Origin of the sequence: Streptomyces sp. NPDC101191 (assembly GCF_044767915.1) — a bacterium.
Taxonomy (GTDB): domain Bacteria; phylum Actinomycetota; class Actinomycetes; order Streptomycetales; family Streptomycetaceae; genus Streptomyces.
Genome location: NZ_JBIWOU010000001.1, coordinates 71,902 through 90,235, shown reverse-complemented (window position 1 = coordinate 90,235; position 18,334 = coordinate 71,902). Strand labels below are relative to the sequence as shown.

Genomic DNA, 18,334 nt, shown 5'->3' with positions numbered 1-18,334 from the left:
GGGCCAATTACTCGAAAGAGGGGGTTACTTCAATGAGTGGTGAATCAGGGCAGAAAACGATCAACACCACCCCGGAGTCGGCGCGGCTCGCGCTCGCCGATCTCTACGCCACCCGGCTCAAGGAGCGGGAGGGTGAGGAGAGCGGGCCGGTGTTCCGGCTGAAGCAGGTCGAGGCGGACGAGCGCCCGGTCCTCATTCAGTGCTGCATTCGTTGAGCGAAGCACCCGGCGTGGTGTCCGGCTCCGCCCGTCCCGGACCCGCCGCGAGGGGGCCCAGGACGCTGCGGATCCGGGTTCCCGCACTCGGCGCGCCGCCGGCGCCGGTGAACGACCCCGCGGAGCGCGGCATACGGCTCGGGCGCCTGCTGTGGCGCCCCCTGACCGGGACGCGGGGGGTGGCTTCGCCGCTCGCGGTCGACGTGAGCTGGCGCGACGGCGCGACGGCGCACTGCACGCTCGACGACGCCGCCCGGTGGTCGGACGGGCGACCGGTGACGGCGGCGGACGTCGCCGCAAACGCGGGCCTGCCGGAATGGGAGCACGTCGTGGCGGTTGCGGACGGGCCGCATTCCCTCCAGGTCTCGGGCCCCGGCGCGCGTGACTTCCTGGCGCGGCTGATCCCGGTACGCGTCGAGGACGGCGCCGCCCGCCGCGGGACGGGAAGCGGTCCGTACCGCCTGGTGGCCCTCGCCCCGGAACGGGCGCTCCTGGAACCGCTCTCGGGCCGCGGCCCGGCCCTGGAGTTCGTCGGCGTCGCCTGCCAGGACGCCGCCCTGGCACAGCTCCGGTGCGGCGCGCTCGACGTGATTCTGGAAGCGGACGAGGAGGCGGTCCGCCAGGTGCTGGCCGAGCCGGGGCCCGCCGTCGTCTCGCTGCCGGACAGCACCCGGACCGTGCAGTTCCTCGGCTTCGACTCCGCCGGACCCCGGCTGCCGGCGGCCGCCCGACGAGCTCTGGCACGAGCGGCGCTCGGCGCCGACGCGGCCACCGGGGTCTACCGCGGTTTGGCCCGGCCGCCGTCGGAGCCCTCCGGCTTCCGCCCGGACGCGGCCACGGCGACGGCCCCGGCCCCGCCCACGGGCGCGTACCGAGCGTCGGACGTGCCCCTCGAACTGCTGGTCAACGAGGAGAACAGGCTGCGGATCGCGACCGCCCACCACGTCGCCGCCCGCTGGGCGGCGGCCGGGACGCCGACGCTCGTGGTGGTCGAGCCCTGGCCGCGTTTCCTCGCCCGGCTGGATGCCGGAGACATGGACTGCTTCCTGCTGACCGTACGTGAACAGCCAGGCCTCTGGTCGGACCGGAACGGCGACGGTCTGCTCACCCGCTTCACCGGATATCAGGTCCCGGCGGACGCCGGCCGGGAGGAGATCGCCGCGCGCGTCGCGGCAGACGTGCCCGCCGTCGTCCTGACCCGGCACGTGGCCTGGACGCTCGCCGCCGCCGGTGCGCTCGGACATCTGGACGTCCTCGCCGCCGTGACCGGCGCCCCGGCGCCCTCCCTGACCGATGCCGTCTCCGGGCCCTCGGGAGTCTCCCCGGCCTACGTCGCCTCCGGGCTCTCCGGGCTCTCCGGACCCTCTGCGGGCGCGTGCTGATCGGCGCGGTCGGCCACGGCTGCTATTCGGTCGTCGCCGGCTCCACACATCTCCTCATCGACCCCCTGCTCACGCCCACCTTCCTCGGTGGAACCGTCGAGCCGTTCCCGCGTCGCACCGTCCTGACGGAGCATCTCCCGCCGGTCGACGCGGTGTTCGTCTCGCACAGCCACGCCGGCCATCTCGAACCGGCGAGCCTCGCTCGCCTGCCCCGTGGCGTCCCGGTCCTCGCCCCGCCGGACCCCACCATCCGCTTCGTTCTGGAGCGCATGGGGTTCACCGGGCACACCGAGGTGCGTCCCGGCACGGCGATGGACATCCCCGGAGGCCGTATCTCCTTCGTGGGCAGCGGTACCGGCCAGGGCTATTCCGGCCTCCTGGTCCAGGACGGCGACGGCTCGCTGCTCTACCTGGGGGACCGGGGGGACCTCGACCCGGGCCCGGCGCTGCGGGCGGCGGCCGGTGGGGTCGACGTCGCCGTGGTGAGCCATCCGTCGGACTACCACAGCTTCCTCCAGCATTCCACCTGGGACGGCGGTGCCCACGAGGGCGACACCCATGATGCCTGGCTGGCCCGTTCGCTGGAGCTGGCGGCCTCGCTCGGGGCCGGCCTGACCGTTCCCGGCACCACGGGCAACCGCTACCTGGACCCGGCCGCCTGGCTCAACCGCTACGTCTTCCCGATGCGCCCCGCCGAGTTCGTCGACCTGCTCGCCCGGGTCGCGCCGGACCGCCCGGCCACCACGCTGGACCCCGGGGACGCCGTCGACGTCACGGCCGGGAAGGCGACCGTCCTCCGGGACGTTCTGCCCTTCGTCCGCCGTGTCCCTTGTCCCGACGACCGGGGGCTCGACCCCACCGACCCGCCCGGCGAGCTGGTGGACGACGACCCGGAAGGCGTCGGGCCCGAAGCCCTGACAGAACGCTGCCGGGAGTATCTGCGCACCTCCCTGGTGCCCTGGGCGGCCGCCGGCCGCGGTGCGTACGGGCGGGAGCTACGGACTTACGGAACCCTGCGGATGACCTACCGCGTGACGCTCCACCTGCCCGGCGGCACCCGCCACACCTTCCGCCTGCGCTTCACCGGAGAGGACGTCGACGTGACCGAGCCGCCCACCGCGCCACCACTCGACCACGGGGAGGTGCATCTGCGCATCGCCGCTTCCGTCCTCGACCGCTGGTCACGGGACGTCATCCCGTACTTCGTCGCCGCCGCCGGATGCCGCCGGGCCGGCGGGGTGCACGCCGTGGGGCGGCTGAGCGACGGTTCCGTCTCCGTACGCAAGGTCCCGGCCCGCGATCTGGTGACCATGCACCTGACCGCCCACGTCGACCGATACCACCGGTGGCTGGCCCGAGAGGTGGACCGACATGCCTGGTGAACTGCTGTACGCCACACCCGGAATGACCGTGATGACCGTCGGTGACCGGCTCCTGGTCCGCAACTCCGACACCCGGGCGACCCTGCGGCTCGCGCCCCAGGACATGGCGGCCTTCGTGGCCGTCCTGGGCGCGCTCGCCCGGCCGCGGACCGCGCGAGATGCCACCGACCTGCTCGCCGACGTCGCCTGCGGCGATCAGGAGGCGGCGCGCACCGAGATCGAAGGGCTGCTGCGGCTCGGCGTACTGCGGACCACCGCAGCAGGGCCGGAGTCCGGCTCAGGCCGAGCCCCCGACCCCGGAGGGGGCCTTCGGCCGAAGGCCGGGGAAAGCTCTCCACCCGAGCCGGGTCCCGTCCCCGGCGTCGCGCACCGGGAGGACTTCGAGGACGACACCGAGTGGGCCGCGCACGGCTGGGGGGAGGCCTTCCGCTACCACCGGCACACCCGGCAGCTGCCCGTCGTCGACTGGTCGGACGACGAGGCCGTACGGCTCGACGTCGGCCTGATGCGCGGCTACCTCGCCGAGGGCGAGCCGCCACCTCCGTACCTTGACCGGGAAGCCCTGGAACGCGTCCCGGCACCGCCGCCCACGGCGCACGGGCGCGTGCGCGCGTTCACGGACACCCTGACCGGGCCGGCCGACACCCCCCTCGACGGGGACGACCTGTCGACGGTGCTGGCCCTGACCTTCGGGGCCACGGGTCACCGGCGGCTGCCCGTCACCGGCGCCCACCTGACGAAGACCAGCCCGTCCGGCGGCAGCCGGCACCCCCTGGAGGCCTTCGTCGCCCTGCTCCGGCCGGTCGGCGACCTGAAGCCGGGGCTCTTCCACTGGAGCGTGCGCGCCAACGCCCTGGACCGCCTGACCACCGGCTCGTACGAGGAGGAGATACGCCGCCACGTCATCCTCCTGCCCGACCGGCCCCGCTTCGACCCCGTCGCCGTCGTCGTACTGGCCGCCGTGTGCGAGCGCGGCATGTACCGCTACCGCGAGTCCCGCTCGTACCGTGTGCTCTACCTCGACGCCGGTCACCTCCTCCAGACCTTCGCCTACACCGCGTCCGCCCTGGGGCGGCCCAGCTACCGCGGCTACACCCTGCACGAAGAGCACGTCGGCACCCTGTTCGGTCTGGAACCGCTGCGCCAGCTGCCGCTGGCCTTCGGGATCCTCGGATGACCCCGGCCGCGGCGCGCACCTACCGTCGCTACCCGCTCCTGCGGATCCGGCTCGACGGCCCCCTCCTCTGCGACCTGCTCCTCGACGGAACGACCTACGAACTGCCCGGCGCCGCGCTGGTGGGCATCCTCTCGGCGCTCGACGGCGTGCACACCCTGAACGAGTTCACCGCCACGGCAGCCGGGCTCATGGAGAGCCCCGAGGACGCCGCGGCCGTGATCGGCGCCTTCGCGGAGGCGGGCCTTCTCGTCCCCTCCGACGTTCCCTGGCCCCAGATGGCGGCGGTGGAGCACTGGATCGAACGGGGATGGCTCGACGCGCTCGTGTTCCATCTGCGCGCCGGGGCGACCCGGTTCAGTGACGACGGTGTGAGCGACCCGAAGGCGCTGCAGGACCGACTGCTGCGGCAGGTCGTGGACGAGGGCGTCGACCTGTTCACACGCCATCCCGGCGCTCCCGAACACATCCTGCCGCCGCCGGTCCCGCGCGAGAAGCTGCCGCCGCTCTCGGACGTCCTGCTGCGCCGCCGTTCCAACCAGCCCTGGCGCGGCACCGGACTCACCCGCTCCGAGCTCGCGACCCTGCTCCACCACGCCAGTGCCGAGACCCTCGGCCTGCGCAGGGAGGTGGAGCGACACATGGCGGCCGAACCGTCCACGCTGCTCGGCTCGGCCTTCTCCGCGCTGGAGCTCTACGTCGCCGTATTCGCCGTCGACGGTCTCCCGCCGGGGCTGTACCACTACGCGGTCGACCGCCACGCCCTCGCACTGCTGCGTCCCGGCGACCTGCGCAAGGACTTCACCCGGATGTGCGCCGGGCAGGCGCGGGCCGGCAGCGGCTCCGCCACCCTCGTCGTCGCCGCCGACTGGCGCCGCTACATGCGCCGCTACCAGGGCCCGCACGCCTACCGCGTCCTCCTGACGAACGCCGCCGAGCTCGGCCAGAAGCTGCTGCTGCTCGCCACCGCCCTCGGCCTGAGCACCTTCCTCACACCCGCCTTCGACGACCGCGAGGCCGACCGGACGCTCGGGCTGCGCCCGGATCTCTCCACCGCGATCGAGGCCATCGGTGTGGGCTGACTCGGCGGCGGCCCTCTACCACCGGCTGTCCAGCTTCGGGTGGTTCGAGGAGCCGGCCGCCGCCGCGACGAGCGCCCGGCCGCTGCCCGCCGTGCCCCCGCCCGCCGGGGAGGGACACCTGCTGTCCCTGGCCCTCGTGCTGGACTCGCGCTGCTCCCGCCGCGATTTCGACGGGACGCCGCTGAGCCAGGACGCGTTGACGGCGCTGCTGTGGTGCGGTTACGGGCGCACCGGCGCGGGCCGTGCCACCGTCCCCTCCTGTGGCGGACTGCTGTCCTTGCGGCTGCTGGTGCTCGCGCTCCGGGTGCCGGGCCTCGCGCCGGGCAGCGCGTACCCGTTCGAGCCCGCGTCGCTGTCCCTCGGGCCGCCGCTGCCCGACGGGCCGGACGGCAGGGAGTTGTTCAGGACCCGGCACATCGCCTACGAACGCGCGGCCGCGGTCGTCTTCGTCGTGGGCGACCCCGAGCCGCCGGCCGGCCGTTACGGCGACCGGGGCTACCGCTACGCCCTTCTGGAGGCCGGGCACGCGGCGCAGAACCTGTGCCTCGCCGCCACCGCGCTGCGCCTGGGGGCCGTGACCGTGGGCGGCTTCGACGACGAGGCCGTGAACGTGGCCTTCGGGCTCGGCGACGACATCCCCTACTACGCCGTGGCCGTGGGCGGCGCGGGGTACGCGACGCCGCACGAGGAGGTGGCGGCGGTGCTGGCCCTGGGGCGGCGAGGCTGCCGGCGGACCGGCGCCGACCCGGTAGGGGACTCCGCGGCCGAGGCTGGAGCGGGCGCACGAACCTGACCTTGCGACAGCTCGCGATGCTCTTCGTCGACACGTTCTCGCAGGCAGTCGGTCGGTCGACCCCGATCGTCCACCCTTCAACAGGGCACGCTGCCGAGGGCGATGCAAAAATAGAACTGCCCCCGAGGGCGGCGAAGTCCCGCTGAGCGGGGGGCCAGGTAGCTGGGCGGTAGCCCGCCGGCAGCAGCCCTGACTGCTGATCACCCAAGCGGAACCACTGTTCCCCTGAGCAGGTGAGGTAACGCAATGTTCCCTCTGGGGCAGCGCGCGGAGAACGCGCGGAGAACTGGACGCAGAAGCGCAAAACGCCGTACCCGTGTGGAGGCCGGCACGGTCGCTGCGACTTTGCTGGCGGTTTCGGTAGTAGTAGGTGGGACGGCCGAAGCCGGCAGTGCGACGAAAGCGCCGCAAGGCCCCAGTCAATGCCGTGAGAATTACAAGTGGCGCCAGATTACCCCATCCGACTATGTCTGCATCCCATGGCAAGAAACCTACCTCCTCGCTGTAGACGAGATAAACGCCAGAGGAAACAGCAATAGCGCAGGCGAGTGCTTGAACGGGTACAGGCACCGCCATGCTGTTCCCGGAGACAATCTGTGCGTGAGTGACGCAGCGTATCGCCGTGCGCGGCGGCAAAATGCTGAGGTGGCCTACGGTTGGGCAGGCACTGCCAGCCGCGACCCCGAGATCCGCATCGTTCTGCATCCGTTCGATGTCAGCGGAGAGGCGTACACGATAACCAGCGGGGGCACGGATCCCCGAAAACCGCTCGTGGTCGACGTATTCGCTGCAAGCGAGGCCGACGAGATCAAGCTGGGCGTGTGGGGCAGGCACGGGGGTGACAACCAGAAATTCTACTTCAAGGCTCCACGCACAGTGGATGGAACCGTTTACAGAAACAGTTTCCAAATCGTGGCGAAGCACAGCAGTAAATGCCTGGACATCGAATGGGGCAGCACGCAGAGCGGCACGAGGGTTCAGCAGTTCCGATGCACCGGCAACATCAACCAGAAGTGGTACCTCTGGCGCCGTGGCGACAACCAGTGGGAGATCCGTTCCGTCCAAAGCGGTAAATGCCTCGACATCTACAGCCCGTCCGGGACACCCCAGCTAGGGGGACACCTGCAGATCTGGCCCTGCCACGGCGGCGGCAACCAGGCCTGGAGGATACGCTCCGTCGGATAATGGTTCGGGCCCGCTGGGAGCGCCGCACTCCGCGACCTTTTCGGCAATCAACGGCGAGCCCTCTATGGCGCTTACCGGTTCTGGCGGTCCTAGTGCTTCGGTTGGCTCGCCGTCCCCAAAAGGAGTCAGCATGCACGCCAAGGAAGTTGTGACCTCGTCGCTCGTGATGCCTCTTACTTTGGCAACTGCTCTTATGGTGCCGGCCTTTTCGACATCCCAGGCGTCTGCCACCTCACGCGTCGACGGCAGGGCAGAAGCGCTGACGGCGGCGTACTGCGCGGACCAGGACAAGGTGATCAGGCCGAGGTCCGCCTACCCGGACACCAAAATCGGCGAGCAAAACTACCGGTTGCAAAGTAGCAGGATGGAAATAGCCGTCGCCTGTCTGGTGAACCAAGAGCGAGCGGCTCGAGGTTTGCCCGGGGTCAGCGTCCCAAGGATCCTGTGTCGAATAGGGCCGGGAGCCAAGTGTCCTCCGGCCGGGCTTGGGGGCGCGGCGTACGACCACGCGAGCGAAGCGGTGAAGTTGCGCTGGTGGACTACTGTGGCGAATTACCCATCCTGTACGCCCAGGAAAGATGACCCCAATACCAGCCGAGATGAAAGCCTCCTATGTGATCCACACGTCAATCCTGTGACGAAGTCGACACCCCAACAGCGTGCGCAGGAACGCGGTTACGGAAGCAACTGCAGTGGTGGTTGGAGAATGGCCGAAAACGTGTACACGGCGGCAGGTCGCAATGACCTGGTGACGCCGAAGGCCGCATTCGACTGGTGGATGAGCAGTCCGGGGCACCGGGCCAACATTCTCGACCCGGAATTCAACTCGATGACCGTGCGTGTGATGTTGGGCAGCGCAGACCCGACAACCGGGTCGACTGGGCCGGCGGCGACATATGTACAGATGTTCGGGCGCTGCTACGGCTAGCCCACTCCGTGCGCGCCACCTACTGCGCTTGGACGGGTCAGTCCTGCATCGAGGGTCGGGATCCGCGGTCAGCGTCCGACTCGGCGTTTCTTGGGCCGCGTCGCCAGTCGACAACGAACAGCCCCGGACCTGGGCTTCAAAGTCGACGTAGCGTTCTCCGAGGCCGGTGCTGCGTATACCGCCTCAGCTCCCTCGGCCGCGTGGTGGAGGGCCCGGCCCGCGCGCAGGGACGACACATGTTGTCGAGACCGCTCGACCGGCCGTCGTAGATCCGGCCCGGTGCGGGCCGAGCTCGTCCTCCAAAGAAAATGGTTTGCCAGCCTTGTGACTGTATGCCATCTTTCGGCCTGGCCCAGGAGTTGATCATCGACGATCGGTCGGTGTCGATGTGCCGGGCGGCCTCTCGGGGATCTACCGGAGAGGTGAGGAAGCGATGGGGAGTGGTGGCGTGGGGAACAGTTACGAGGACGAGTGTCGCCGGGCGTTGGCCGAAGAGCAGGCGAGGAGCCTTGCCGAGACCAACGACTGGGAGCATGTGGACAGGGAGCGGGTCCACCAGGACTGGGACGTGCTGTACCGGGAGGTCACCGCTTCGTTGGACGGCGGCTCCCTTCCCGGGGACGAGCAGGTCCAGGAGCTCGTGCGCAGGCACTTCGACATCATCTGCCGGTTCTATGTTCCCTCCAGGGAGGCTTACGTCGGCATGTCGCTCTTCTATGCCGAGGACGAGGCCATGAGGGCGTTCCACGATTCCTACCACCCGCGGCTGGTGGAGTTCCTGGGCGCAGCGATCAAGGTGTTCGCCGATCAGGGCAGCGGGTTCGCCCCCAGCGCAGGGTCCGAGGCTTCGGCGTAGCCCCGGCGTGCACGGGCGGGTGCGACCGGACCGGGTTCGGGCGCACCCGCCGCAGGGGAGGGGCGGGGTACAGGACCAAGGGCCGCGACGGTGGTACGCGCTTCGCAAGTTGCCGTACTTGCCGGGGAGGTGGATCCACTGCGACCCCGTCTGGGAGTTGCCGGCAACCGCGTCGATCGCCTCTCGATGACCCCTTCGCCGGCCACGCCGTCACGGTGCCCTGTCGACGAACAACGGCTTGAGTCGCGCCCACTGCGCGTCAGGCAACGGCGCGCCAGAACAACGAAGGGGCTTGCTTGGCACGGCGCGGCTCGACGGGCAGTCTGCCCCATGCGTAGCCGCCGCACGTCCCGCGCGAGCATGTACGAAGCACTGACGAAGATCACGACTTCGAATACGAGCCAGGGGGCGATGCCCCGGAGCGGTGTGCGTCAACGGCAACAACGAGCAGCACCAGGCTGGCAGGACGCCGAAGACCGAGACAGAGCGCTGATGCGGTGATTCGCACGGACATCGTCAGCGACATCCTCGGTCAGTGAAAGTGATCCAAACGAACCGGCCTAAAGGCTGCCCCGTAAGTGATCTTGCTCTGCGATGATCTAGACCGTGCCACGTGTGATCACAGCGTCCGAGCCGCCCTAATCCGGTGATAGCGGCAGCTCTGAGAGACACTTGCTTTCCCATCTCCGCCCGACGAGGTGGGCACAGCGCCCGCCTAACCAGAGGTCGGATCTCACCGGCACAGGTCAGGAGCATGCCTAGCGGGCCAGGCGGCCCAACACGGCACGGAACCTCTCCCGCCTGCAGCGACGCTCGCGTCCCACAGACCTGAGGCGTCACCGCGCAGCGAGAGGGTCTGGAGCCGTCGTTCCTCGGCGAACTAGCGGGCCCCTGGCACGTTCTGGTCGAGCATGCCCATTGCGGTGAGCACCGCGTGGCCGCAGGACACCGCGTCGTCAGCGTTTCCCGAGCCATGGGCCAACATGGCATACCGCAAGCAGATCGCAGCGAAGAAGGCGTAGGTGTCGGCGACATCGGTGATCCCCTCCTCGTTCGGCTGAAGCTCCGGGAACCGCTCCAACTGGCGCACGCCCTCAGCTGCGTCGGCGAGCGGCCGGTCGGCATGCCAGAGATCGCGAACAGACTCCGCATAGAAGTCCAGGTCGGCTTCGCGCCCCGGGTCGCCAGCCCTCAGGCCTACGAATAGTGGCGCCATGCGTTCGGCGCAGGCGGCGACATACAGGCGGATCGCCTCGCCGCCCCCGCCATGAAGTGCCTCCGTGACGGCCCCCTCCACCAGCTTCTCCACGTCCCACCCTCATCCCGTTCGAGCAGATCGACAGGCTACACAGCGGGCTGAAGAGCTTAGCTTCACGAGTTCGGACCCTGAGGCGTCTGGGTAGCCCCGTTCACTGGTGTGGATCCGCGCCAGTTCAACCGGGTGGTGCGTGCACTGCGGAGCGAAGGCGCCGACATCACTCGGCGGGGCCGGCCGTGGGGATTCCGCTGGAGGACTGAGTGCTTCTGGTGGCTGCGTACTGGCGTACCAACCTGACGCTGCGCCAGCTCGCACCGCTCTTCGGCGTTTCGAAGTCCGCAGCAGGTCGCATCGTCAGGCAGGTTGGACCTTTCTGGCGTTCAGGCCCCGGAAGTGGATTCGCAAGAACGCCGTGCTCGTCGTGGACGGCACTCTGGTTCCCACCCGCGATCACGCGGTGGCGGAGCGGCCCAAGAACTACCGGAACTCGACGAATCACCAGGTGGTCATCGATGCCGACACCCGACTGGCGGTCGTGGTCGGCCGACCGTTGCCGGGCAACCGCAACGACTGCAAGGCATAGCTATCCGGGGTGAAGGCCGCCGTCGGGAACACCGTAGTGATCGCCGACGGCGGCTATCGAGGTACCGGGCTCGTCATCCCGCACCGCCGCGACCCTGGACAGAGCGAACTGCCCACCTGGAAAGAAGAACACAACACCTCGCACCGCAAGGTCCGCGCTCGGGTCGAGCACGCCTTCGCCCGGATGGAGACCTGGAAGATCCGGCGCGACTGCCGCCTCAAGGGCGATGGCGTGCACCACGCGATGCTTGGCATCGCTCGTGTGCACAACCTTGCGCGCCGCGGCTGAACACACCCGTCCGAAGTGCGGCCCGTTCAGGATTCGGCGGGCAGGAGCTGGACCAAGCCGACCCAGTTCTTCTCGTCCACCTCGGTCTGCGTGGCGCGGACCCTCCAGCGGTCGGCCGGCAGCGGGACCGGCGCCTCGGCGGGCATTCCACCGTCGGGGTACTCGACGCCCAGGTCGGAACCTGCTTCGGCGGAGTCCATGAGCACCGCCGGACCGTCCGAGGCCCAGGTGCTGCACTCCTCCCACACCGTGGCCGGGTCTGCAAGGACGGTGTCCGCCGCGGCTCTCAGTCCGGCCTCGGAGTCGGCGGCGAGCCATCGCAGGAACGCTCGGTGCTGGGGCAGATAGCAGCTGGTCGCCGGCTCGTCCGCCAGCACCAGTGCCTGCGCACCGTTCTCGTCGATGGGGATCACACCGGCCAGATCGTCCACCGCGCAGGCCCGGTCGTAGTCGTCTGGGGTGGTGGCGTCTCCCGCCACAAGACCATCGTTCGTGCACCCGCCCCAGGAAGCCAGGGCGGAGACGGGGACGACGATCAGAGGGCCGCCCATCGACTCCACCCAGACAGCAGAGGGGTGAGAGGCATCGCCTGCAGTGGACGAGGAGGTGATCATGCAGTCAGTATGACCGCGCCCACTGACACCGCCCCGGGCTCGTTGGAGCCCAGGACGGGGAAAGGCTCAGCGCCTGTGGCAAGCAGCAGTTACGGGACAGCCTTCAGCCGCGCTTGGGTTCGTCATGGATGGTCAGTGCACCCGCGAGGTCGAGGTCGGCGACGGTGCCGTGTGCCCCGGCGCGGACGAGCAGCACTGCGCCGAGCGCGGTGCTCCAGAACGTCCTGGTTTCCACGCTGAGGGGTCGACGGGTTCCCCAGCCGCGACTGTCGACGATCTGGCTCACGAAGCGTTCGGATTGCCGGAACAGCAGCTGGAGGTGCCGGTCGACCACGGGGGCGAGTTCCGGTTTGGAGATCCCGGCGGCGAGTGCTCGCGCGACCGACGGGAGCGAGGGCATCGCCAGTACTGCGCGGGCGACGTTGCGTCGGAATGCCGCCGCGTCGGGGGCTTGGCGGCCGATGCGCTCGATCCGTCGGGCGTCGTGCAGCAAGCCGAGAAAGGCGGCGTGCACGAGCAGCGAGTCCTTGGAGCCGAAGTAGTAGGTGACCTGGTTGGGGAAGGCGTCTGCCGCGTCCGCGATCTCCGCGACGCTGACCTCGGCGCCGGGCCGCTCACGGCAGAGCCGTGCCGTTGCCTCGATGAGCCTGCGTCTCGTCGCGCGACCGCGGTCCCGCGACCGGGCCGACGTTGACCGTCCCTCGGTTCGCTTCTTCTCCACCCCCTAATTGTATGTGATACAACAGGGCTTCATTCACTTGTATCGCATACAAGAAAGGCCCAAGGGCATGCATCGGACTGAAGTCGTCGTGACCGGACTCGGCGCGATCACGCCACTCGGTGGAGACGTGGAGTCCACCTGGGACGCCCTGCTTGCCGGGGAGTCCGGCATCCGTGGCGGCGTGCTGCCAGACCTCGAGGGCACCGGCCTTCCCGACATCGTCGCGGGCACCATGGCGATCGACCCCGCCACGCTGCTGCTGCCGGTGCAGTCCAGGCGGCTCGACCGCTCACAGCAGGCAGCCCTCACTGCGGCGGCCGAAGCCTGGGCCGATGCCGGCGCCCCCAACGTGGATCCGGACCGGCTCGCATCAGCGATCGGCACGGGCATCGGTGGCGTCGGCACGCTGCTCAAGCAAGACGACGTACTGGAGACGGCCGGGACACGGCGTGTCTCGCCACGCACGGTCCCGATGCTCATGCCCAACGCGGCGGCAGCGCTGATCAGCATCGAATACGGCGCGCGGGCCGGGGTCTACACGCCCGTTTCGGCGTGCTCCTCCGGCGCCGAGGCGATCGCCCTGGGGGCCAGGCTCATCCGTGCCGGCGAGGCGGACGTCGTCATCGCGGGTGGAACCGAGGCCGCGATCACCCCGATCACGGTCGCAGGCTTCGCCCAGGCACAGGCATTGTCGCGCTACACCGCCGAACCCGCCTCCGCCTCCCGGCCGTTCGCCGCGGACCGCAGCGGATTCGTCCTCAGCGAAGGCGCGGCTGTCGTGGTGCTCGAAAGCGCCGAGCACGCCAGCGCCCGAGGCGCGCGCGTCCACGCAGCACTCGCGGGCGCCGGCATCGCAGCCGACGCTCACCACATCACGGCGCCCGCTGCCGACGGCTCCGGCCAGATCTCCGCCATGCGCAAGGCCCTCGCCCAAGCCGGCTTGGCTCCCGAGCAGATCAGCCACATCAACGCCCACGCCACCGGAACCCCCCTCGGCGACGTCGCCGAGGCACACGCGATCGGGAAGGTCTTCGGCCGCGCCACCGTGACAGCCCCCAAGGCGGCGCTCGGCCATCTCTTCGGCGCCGCCGGCGCCATCGAAGCGCTCATCGCCGTCCTCAGCGTGGAGCACGGTGTCATCCCGCCGACCCGCAACCTCACCACGGCCGGCGTCGGTCCCGACATCGACCTCGATGTCGTCGCAGACCGACGAGACGTCCCCCAAGAGGCCGTACTCAGCAACTCCTTCGGCTTCGGAGGGCAAAACGTCTCACTCATCGTCACCAGCGCACGCCACCACACGTCCCGAACGTCCTCGACCACGCCATGACCCACACGAAGAGGGTGCAGGGCCGGGGGAGTGGTCGGTGGGGGTGAGGCCGCCTGGCCCTTCGCCTCCACCCTCAGGTCCGGTACGACCGGCTCGCCCGCTCAGTTCGCAGGGATATCAGGATGAAGGCGTCCGCGTGTCCGTGTCAGGGACTGGCCTGAGCCACCGTGACGTTCGGCGACGAGTTCGGCAGCGATCGACAGCGCTGTCTCCTCCGGTCCGTGCGCGCCGAGGTCGAGGCCGATCGGGGAGCGCAGTCGTGCCAGTTCGTCATCGGTCGCGCCTGCTGCGCGCAGGCGCTGGGTGCGGTCCTGGTGGGTGCGCCGGGAACCCATCGCCCCGATGTAGGCGACCGGTAGTTTCAGTGCCAGTTTGAGGAGCGGTACGTCGAACTTGGCATCGTGCGTGAGTACGCACAGCACGGTTCGATGGTCGGTCCGAGTGGCTTGCAGGTAGCGGTGTGGCCAGTGGACGACGACTTCGTCTGCGTCGGGGAACCGGGCGCGGGTTGCGAACACAGGCCGGGCGTCGCAGACGGTGACGTGGTAGCCGAGGAACTTTCCGAGCCGTACCAAGGACTCCGTGAAGTCGATCGCTCCGAAGACGATCATGCGGGGTGCCGGGACGCTGGACTCGACCAGCAGCGTCAGGGGGAGACCGCAGGAGGACCCGTCCTCGCCGACGACGCAGGTTCCCGTGCGCCCGGCTTCCAGCATCGCCCGTGCGTTGGCTGCCGCGGTGCGGCTCATTGAGGGCCGGCCGCCGAGGCTCCCCTCGTACGAGCCGTCGGGGTGGACGGCGATGGCACGGCCGAGCAGTTCGGCCGGACCGTCGGCGATGCGGGCCAGCGCGATCGTTTCTCGTGAGCGGGCGGCGTCGAGGGCAGTCGTGAGGGTTTCGCGGTCCGGGTCGCCGAGGCGGACCGGGGTGACGAGGAGGTCGATGACGCCGCCGCAGGTGAGGCCGACGGCGAACGCGTCTTCGTCGCTGTACCCGAACCGCTGCAGGACGGTCTTTCCGTCTTTGAGTGCTTGCCGGCACAGTTCGTAGACCGCGCCTTCCACGCAGCCGCCGGAGACCGAGCCGATGGCCCTGCCGCCGTCGCCCACGGCAAGGGCGGCGCCGGGCGCGCGCGGGGCGCTTCCGCTGACCCGGACGACGGTGGCGGCGGCGAAGTCGCGACCTTGGTCGATCCAGCGGCACAGCTCTTCTGCGATGTCCAGCACGTGTCTTCTCTCCCAGCCCACTACCCCTGACCAGGCGTCCGTTGGTGACAGCGGGCTGTGACTGTGACGCGGCAGGCCGGCGTTCACGCCGGCCTGCCGCGTCACCTGGCGTCGGATGTCAGTTCATGAGCTGGTCGACGGTGATGGGGAGGGAGCGGATGCGGCGGCCGGTCGCATGGAAGACGGCGTTGCCGATGGCCGCGGCCAGTCCGACGAGACCGATTTCCCCGACTCCCTTGGTGCCGACTGCGGTTGCCGGGTCCGGGGCGCCGACGAACCGCACCTGCATGTCGGGGATGTCGGCGTTGACCGGCATCAGGTAGTCGCCGAAGGTGGCGTTGGCGATGCGGCCGGTGCCCGCGTCGGTGGCCGTCTCCTCGAACATCGCCTGGCTGATGCCGCCCACCGTGGCGCCGACGATCTGGCTGGTGGCGGTCTTCTCATTGAGGATGCGGCCGCCGTCGATGACGGAGACCACGCGCGCCACCCGCAGAAGCCCGAGATCGGGATCGATGCGTACTTCGACGAACTTCGCGCCGAAGGCGCCCGCGATCGCCATGCCCAGATCCTGCGACTGGGGCGGGGTGCTCTTGCCGTCGGCACTGAGCTCCGTCAGGTCGTGGCGGTCCAGGATGGCGGCGTAAGTTTCTCCCTGTTCGGGGTCGCCGGCGAGGTGGATGCGGCCGTCGGTGACGCTCACGTCGTCTACGGAGGCTCCGCGCAGCGGGGATTCCTCGTCGTCGCGGACCACGTCGAGGAATGCGTGCACGAGATTGTGGCAGGCGTCGTGGACCGCGTTGCCGAGGCCCCCGGTGAGTCCGGAGCCACCGGCCTGGGGCGCGTACGGCATGTCGGAGTCGCCGAGGTCGAAGCGCACCCGGCTGACGTCGAGGCCCAGGAGCTCCGCGGCCAGTTGGGTCATGACCGTGTACGTGCCGGTGCCGATGTCCGTGGCGCCGCTGCGTACGTACGCCGAGCCGTCGCTGCGCACAGAGGCGCGGGCCTGGCACGGGTTCTGGTAGAACGTGAAGGAGGCAGCCGCCAGGCCGTAGCCGACGCGCCAGCGGCCGTCGCGCATGGAACCCGGTTCCTCGGTGCGCTTCGACCAGCCGAACAGCTCGGCGCCTTCGGTCAGGCATTCCCGCAGCGCGTTGCTCGACCAGGGAAGACCGGAGATCGGGTGCCGTTCGGCGAGGTTTCGCAGGCGGAACTCGAGGGGGTCCATGCCCACGGCGTGGGCGGCTTCGTCGATGGCGGACTCCAGGGGGAAGTTGCCCTGTCCTTCGCCCGGCGCGCGCATGGAGCCCGGGCAGGGGATGTTCAGGCGTGCCTGCCGGTCGCGGGTGACGACGTTGGGGCACGCGTAGGAGACGGCTGCGACACGACTGACCAGTTCGGCGTTGTCGTCCTCCATCGCGGTCGACGAGAGGGCGTGGTGCTCGATGGCGACCAGGTCCCCGTCGCGCGTGGCGCCGACCTTGATCTCCTGGACGCTGTTGGGCCGGTGTCCCACCGAGGTGAACATCTGGGGCCGGGTCAGGACCAGCTTGACCGGCCGGCCGGTCTCGCGGGCGGCCACCACGGCGAGGACGACGTGCGGCCACATGCGCAAGCCGGCGCCGAAGCCGCCTCCGACGAACGGGGCCAGGACCCGGATGCCGGCCTCGGGGACCTTGAAGACCGTGGCGAGGGAGGTGCGCACGTTGTGGATCGACTGCGTGGAGTCGTGCACCGTGAGCGCGTCACCGTGCCAGTGCGCGACGGTGGTGAACAGCCCCAGCGGGTTGTTCGTGTTGTCGGGCGTGGTGTACGTGCCCCCGACGACGACGTCCGCCCGGGCGAAGCCGGCCTCGACGTCACCGCGCTCCGTGTCGTAGCCCAGGGGGTCGACCAGGATCTCGGCCCGCGGGTCGTTCACGTCGAGCACGGCGTCGGTGGCGTCGTACTCGACGTGGACCAGCCGGGCGGCGTGCCGGGCCTGCTCCGCGGTCTCGGCCACGACGACCGCGACGTGCTGGCCGTAGTGCAGGATCCGGTTGTCCTGCAGCGGAGCCGGAGGCGAGGCACCGAGCGGGGTCGTCTGGCCGCGTTCCAGCTTCGGGGCGTTCATGTGCGTGATGACCCGCAGTACCCCCGGAGCGGAGTCGGCTTCGCTCACATCGATGCCGCGGATGCGGCCGGCGGCGATGGTGCTGCCCACGAGCGCTGCGTGCGCCATGTCGGGGAAGGAGAAGTCGTTGGGGTACAGAGCCGCTCCGGTCACCTTGAGCGGGGCGTCCACTCGGTCGATGCCGGCACCGACGGCCTTGCCGTTTTCGAGAGTCGTCATGAGGGTTCTCCTGCAACGGTCTCGAGCGTGCGCACCAGGGTGCGTTTGGCCAGCTCCACCTTGAACGCGGTTCCGGGCAGCGGCCTCGCGCCGGCCAGGGCCGCCTCCGCCGCCGCGCGGAAGACGTCCGACTCCGCACGGGCACCCTGCAGGACTTCCTCCGCGTCCCCGGCGCGCCAGGGAACGGTGCCGACCCCGCCCAGCGCCACCCGCGCCCGTCGGATGACGCCGTCCTCGATCACCAGGGCGACGCCGGCCGAGGCCAGGGCGAACTCGTAGGAGACGCGGTCGCGGACCTTGAGGTAGTGGGACCGGGCGGCGTACGGAAGGAGCGGGACCTCGACCCCGGTGATCAGCTCACCGTGGCGCAGCACGTTCTCGACGTGCGGTGTGTCGCCGGGCGGCAGGTAGAACTCGGTCAGCGGGATCGACCGTGTGCCGTCGGCGCCCTGGACGTGGACGAGCGCGTCCAGCGCCGTGAGGGGAACGGCGACGTCGGAGGCGTGCAGGGCGATGCAGTGGTCGCTGGTGCCGAGGATGGCGTGCATCCGCTGGATGCCCTCGATGGCAGCGCACCCTGTCCCGGGGTTGCGCTTGTTGCACGCGGGGACGGTGGGGTCTCGGAAGTAGCGGCATCGGGCCCGCTGGAGCAGGTTGCCGCCGATGGTGGCCATGTTGCGCAGCTGGGGCGAGGCGCCGAGGAGGAGTGCTTCCCGTACGAAGGGAAGCCGTTCGCGCACGACGGAGTCGGCGGCGAGCTCCTCCATCGTGGTCAGGGCGCCGACGCGGATCGCCGATTCGTCGTGGGTGATGCCGCCGAGCGGAAGGCGGGTGATGTCGATGAGCCGTTCGGGGCGCAGGACTCCGTCCTTCATCAGGTCCAGCTGCGTGGTGCCGCCGGCGAGGAACGACGCGTGCGGATCAGCGGTGACCTGGGCCACGGCCTGGTCGGCGTCGGTGGCCCGGGCGTATGCGAAGGGGTGCATGG

The 18,334-nt window shown here is 70.0% G+C and carries 16 protein-coding genes and 1 pseudogene; 11 read left to right on the top strand and 6 right to left on the bottom strand.

Features of this window, described 5'->3' with window-relative positions; genetic code table 11:
* The first annotated feature begins 32 nt into the window (after positions 1 to 32).
* The 9 genes from ACIRQF_RS00395 to ACIRQF_RS00355 all read left to right on the top strand — a co-directional run bounded on the left by ACIRQF_RS00395 (position 33) and on the right by ACIRQF_RS00355 (position 8,997).
* Entirely contained in the window at positions 33 to 215 is a 183-nt protein-coding gene (locus ACIRQF_RS00395; protein ID WP_382487387.1) for a hypothetical protein, read from the top strand.
* 179 nt (positions 216 to 394) lie between these two features.
* The gene (locus ACIRQF_RS00390) at positions 395 to 1,597 is read left to right on the top strand and encodes a hypothetical protein (protein WP_404087548.1); all 1,203 of its coding nucleotides are present in this window, start codon (positions 395 to 397) and stop codon (positions 1,595 to 1,597) included.
* Entirely contained in the window at positions 1,591 to 2,979 is a 1,389-nt protein-coding gene (locus tag ACIRQF_RS00385) for an MBL fold metallo-hydrolase (RefSeq protein ID WP_404087546.1), read from the top strand. The genes ACIRQF_RS00390 and ACIRQF_RS00385 overlap by 7 nt, the downstream gene beginning before the upstream one ends.
* Complete coding sequence (locus ACIRQF_RS00380) at positions 2,969 to 4,156, top strand: hypothetical protein (RefSeq protein WP_404087545.1); 1,188 nt, start codon at positions 2,969 to 2,971, stop codon at positions 4,154 to 4,156. The genes ACIRQF_RS00385 and ACIRQF_RS00380 overlap by 11 nt, the downstream gene beginning before the upstream one ends.
* Positions 4,153 to 5,235 (top strand): SagB/ThcOx family dehydrogenase, encoded by a 1,083-nt coding sequence (locus ACIRQF_RS00375; protein ID WP_404087543.1) that lies wholly within the window; start codon positions 4,153 to 4,155, stop codon positions 5,233 to 5,235. Before ACIRQF_RS00380 ends, ACIRQF_RS00375 begins: the two co-directional genes overlap by 4 nt.
* Positions 5,225 to 6,028, top strand: a complete 804-nt coding sequence (locus ACIRQF_RS00370; protein WP_404087541.1) for a SagB/ThcOx family dehydrogenase — start codon at positions 5,225 to 5,227, stop codon at positions 6,026 to 6,028. The genes ACIRQF_RS00375 and ACIRQF_RS00370 overlap by 11 nt, the downstream gene beginning before the upstream one ends.
* Before the next feature lie 600 nt (positions 6,029 to 6,628).
* On the top strand, positions 6,629 to 7,213 hold the full coding sequence (locus ACIRQF_RS00365) for an RICIN domain-containing protein (protein ID WP_404087540.1): 585 nt from the start codon (positions 6,629 to 6,631) through the stop codon (positions 7,211 to 7,213).
* A 130-nt stretch (positions 7,214 to 7,343) separates the two neighbouring features.
* Entirely contained in the window at positions 7,344 to 8,141 is a 798-nt protein-coding gene (locus ACIRQF_RS00360; protein ID WP_404087538.1) for a CAP domain-containing protein, read from the top strand.
* 448 nt (positions 8,142 to 8,589) lie between these two features.
* Positions 8,590 to 8,997, top strand: a complete 408-nt coding sequence (locus tag ACIRQF_RS00355; protein WP_404087537.1) for a TipAS antibiotic-recognition domain-containing protein — start codon at positions 8,590 to 8,592, stop codon at positions 8,995 to 8,997.
* Between the two features lie 880 nt (positions 8,998 to 9,877).
* Here the strand turns inward: ACIRQF_RS00355 and ACIRQF_RS00350 are convergent.
* Entirely contained in the window at positions 9,878 to 10,306 is a 429-nt protein-coding gene (locus ACIRQF_RS00350) for a hypothetical protein (RefSeq protein WP_404087535.1), read from the bottom strand.
* A gap of 108 nt (positions 10,307 to 10,414) precedes the next feature.
* Between ACIRQF_RS00350 and ACIRQF_RS00345 the strand changes: the two are divergent.
* A pseudogene (locus ACIRQF_RS00345) lies at positions 10,415 to 11,126 on the top strand (transposase).
* A 26-nt stretch (positions 11,127 to 11,152) separates the two neighbouring features.
* Here the strand turns inward: ACIRQF_RS00345 and ACIRQF_RS00340 are convergent.
* Positions 11,153 to 11,677, bottom strand: coding sequence for an Imm21 family immunity protein (locus tag ACIRQF_RS00340; RefSeq protein WP_404089464.1), 525 nt, complete (start codon positions 11,675 to 11,677; stop codon positions 11,153 to 11,155).
* Positions 11,678 to 11,843: 166 nt separating this feature from the next.
* Positions 11,844 to 12,461 (bottom strand): TetR/AcrR family transcriptional regulator C-terminal domain-containing protein, encoded by a 618-nt coding sequence (locus ACIRQF_RS00335; RefSeq protein WP_404087534.1) that lies wholly within the window; start codon positions 12,459 to 12,461, stop codon positions 11,844 to 11,846.
* Positions 12,462 to 12,528: 67 nt separating this feature from the next.
* Here ACIRQF_RS00335 and ACIRQF_RS00330 point away from each other — a divergent pair, with 67 nt between their 5' ends.
* Positions 12,529 to 13,791: a beta-ketoacyl-[acyl-carrier-protein] synthase family protein gene (locus ACIRQF_RS00330; protein ID WP_404089462.1), complete on the top strand. Its 1,263-nt coding sequence runs from the start codon at positions 12,529 to 12,531 to the stop codon at positions 13,789 to 13,791.
* Between the two features lie 101 nt (positions 13,792 to 13,892).
* Here the strand turns inward: ACIRQF_RS00330 and ACIRQF_RS00325 are convergent, their stop codons facing one another.
* From ACIRQF_RS00325 to ACIRQF_RS00315, 3 genes are all read right to left on the bottom strand, one after another.
* Positions 13,893 to 15,017 (bottom strand): XdhC family protein, encoded by a 1,125-nt coding sequence (locus tag ACIRQF_RS00325; RefSeq protein ID WP_404089460.1) that lies wholly within the window; start codon positions 15,015 to 15,017, stop codon positions 13,893 to 13,895.
* A gap of 118 nt (positions 15,018 to 15,135) precedes the next feature.
* Positions 15,136 to 17,346: a xanthine dehydrogenase family protein molybdopterin-binding subunit gene (locus tag ACIRQF_RS00320; protein ID WP_404087532.1), complete on the bottom strand. Its 2,211-nt coding sequence runs from the start codon at positions 17,344 to 17,346 to the stop codon at positions 15,136 to 15,138.
* Complete coding sequence (locus ACIRQF_RS00315; RefSeq protein ID WP_404087530.1) at positions 17,343 to 18,332, bottom strand: FAD binding domain-containing protein; 990 nt, start codon at positions 18,330 to 18,332, stop codon at positions 17,343 to 17,345. The genes ACIRQF_RS00320 and ACIRQF_RS00315 overlap by 4 nt, the downstream gene beginning before the upstream one ends.
* Between the last annotated feature and the right edge of the window lie 2 nt (positions 18,333 to 18,334).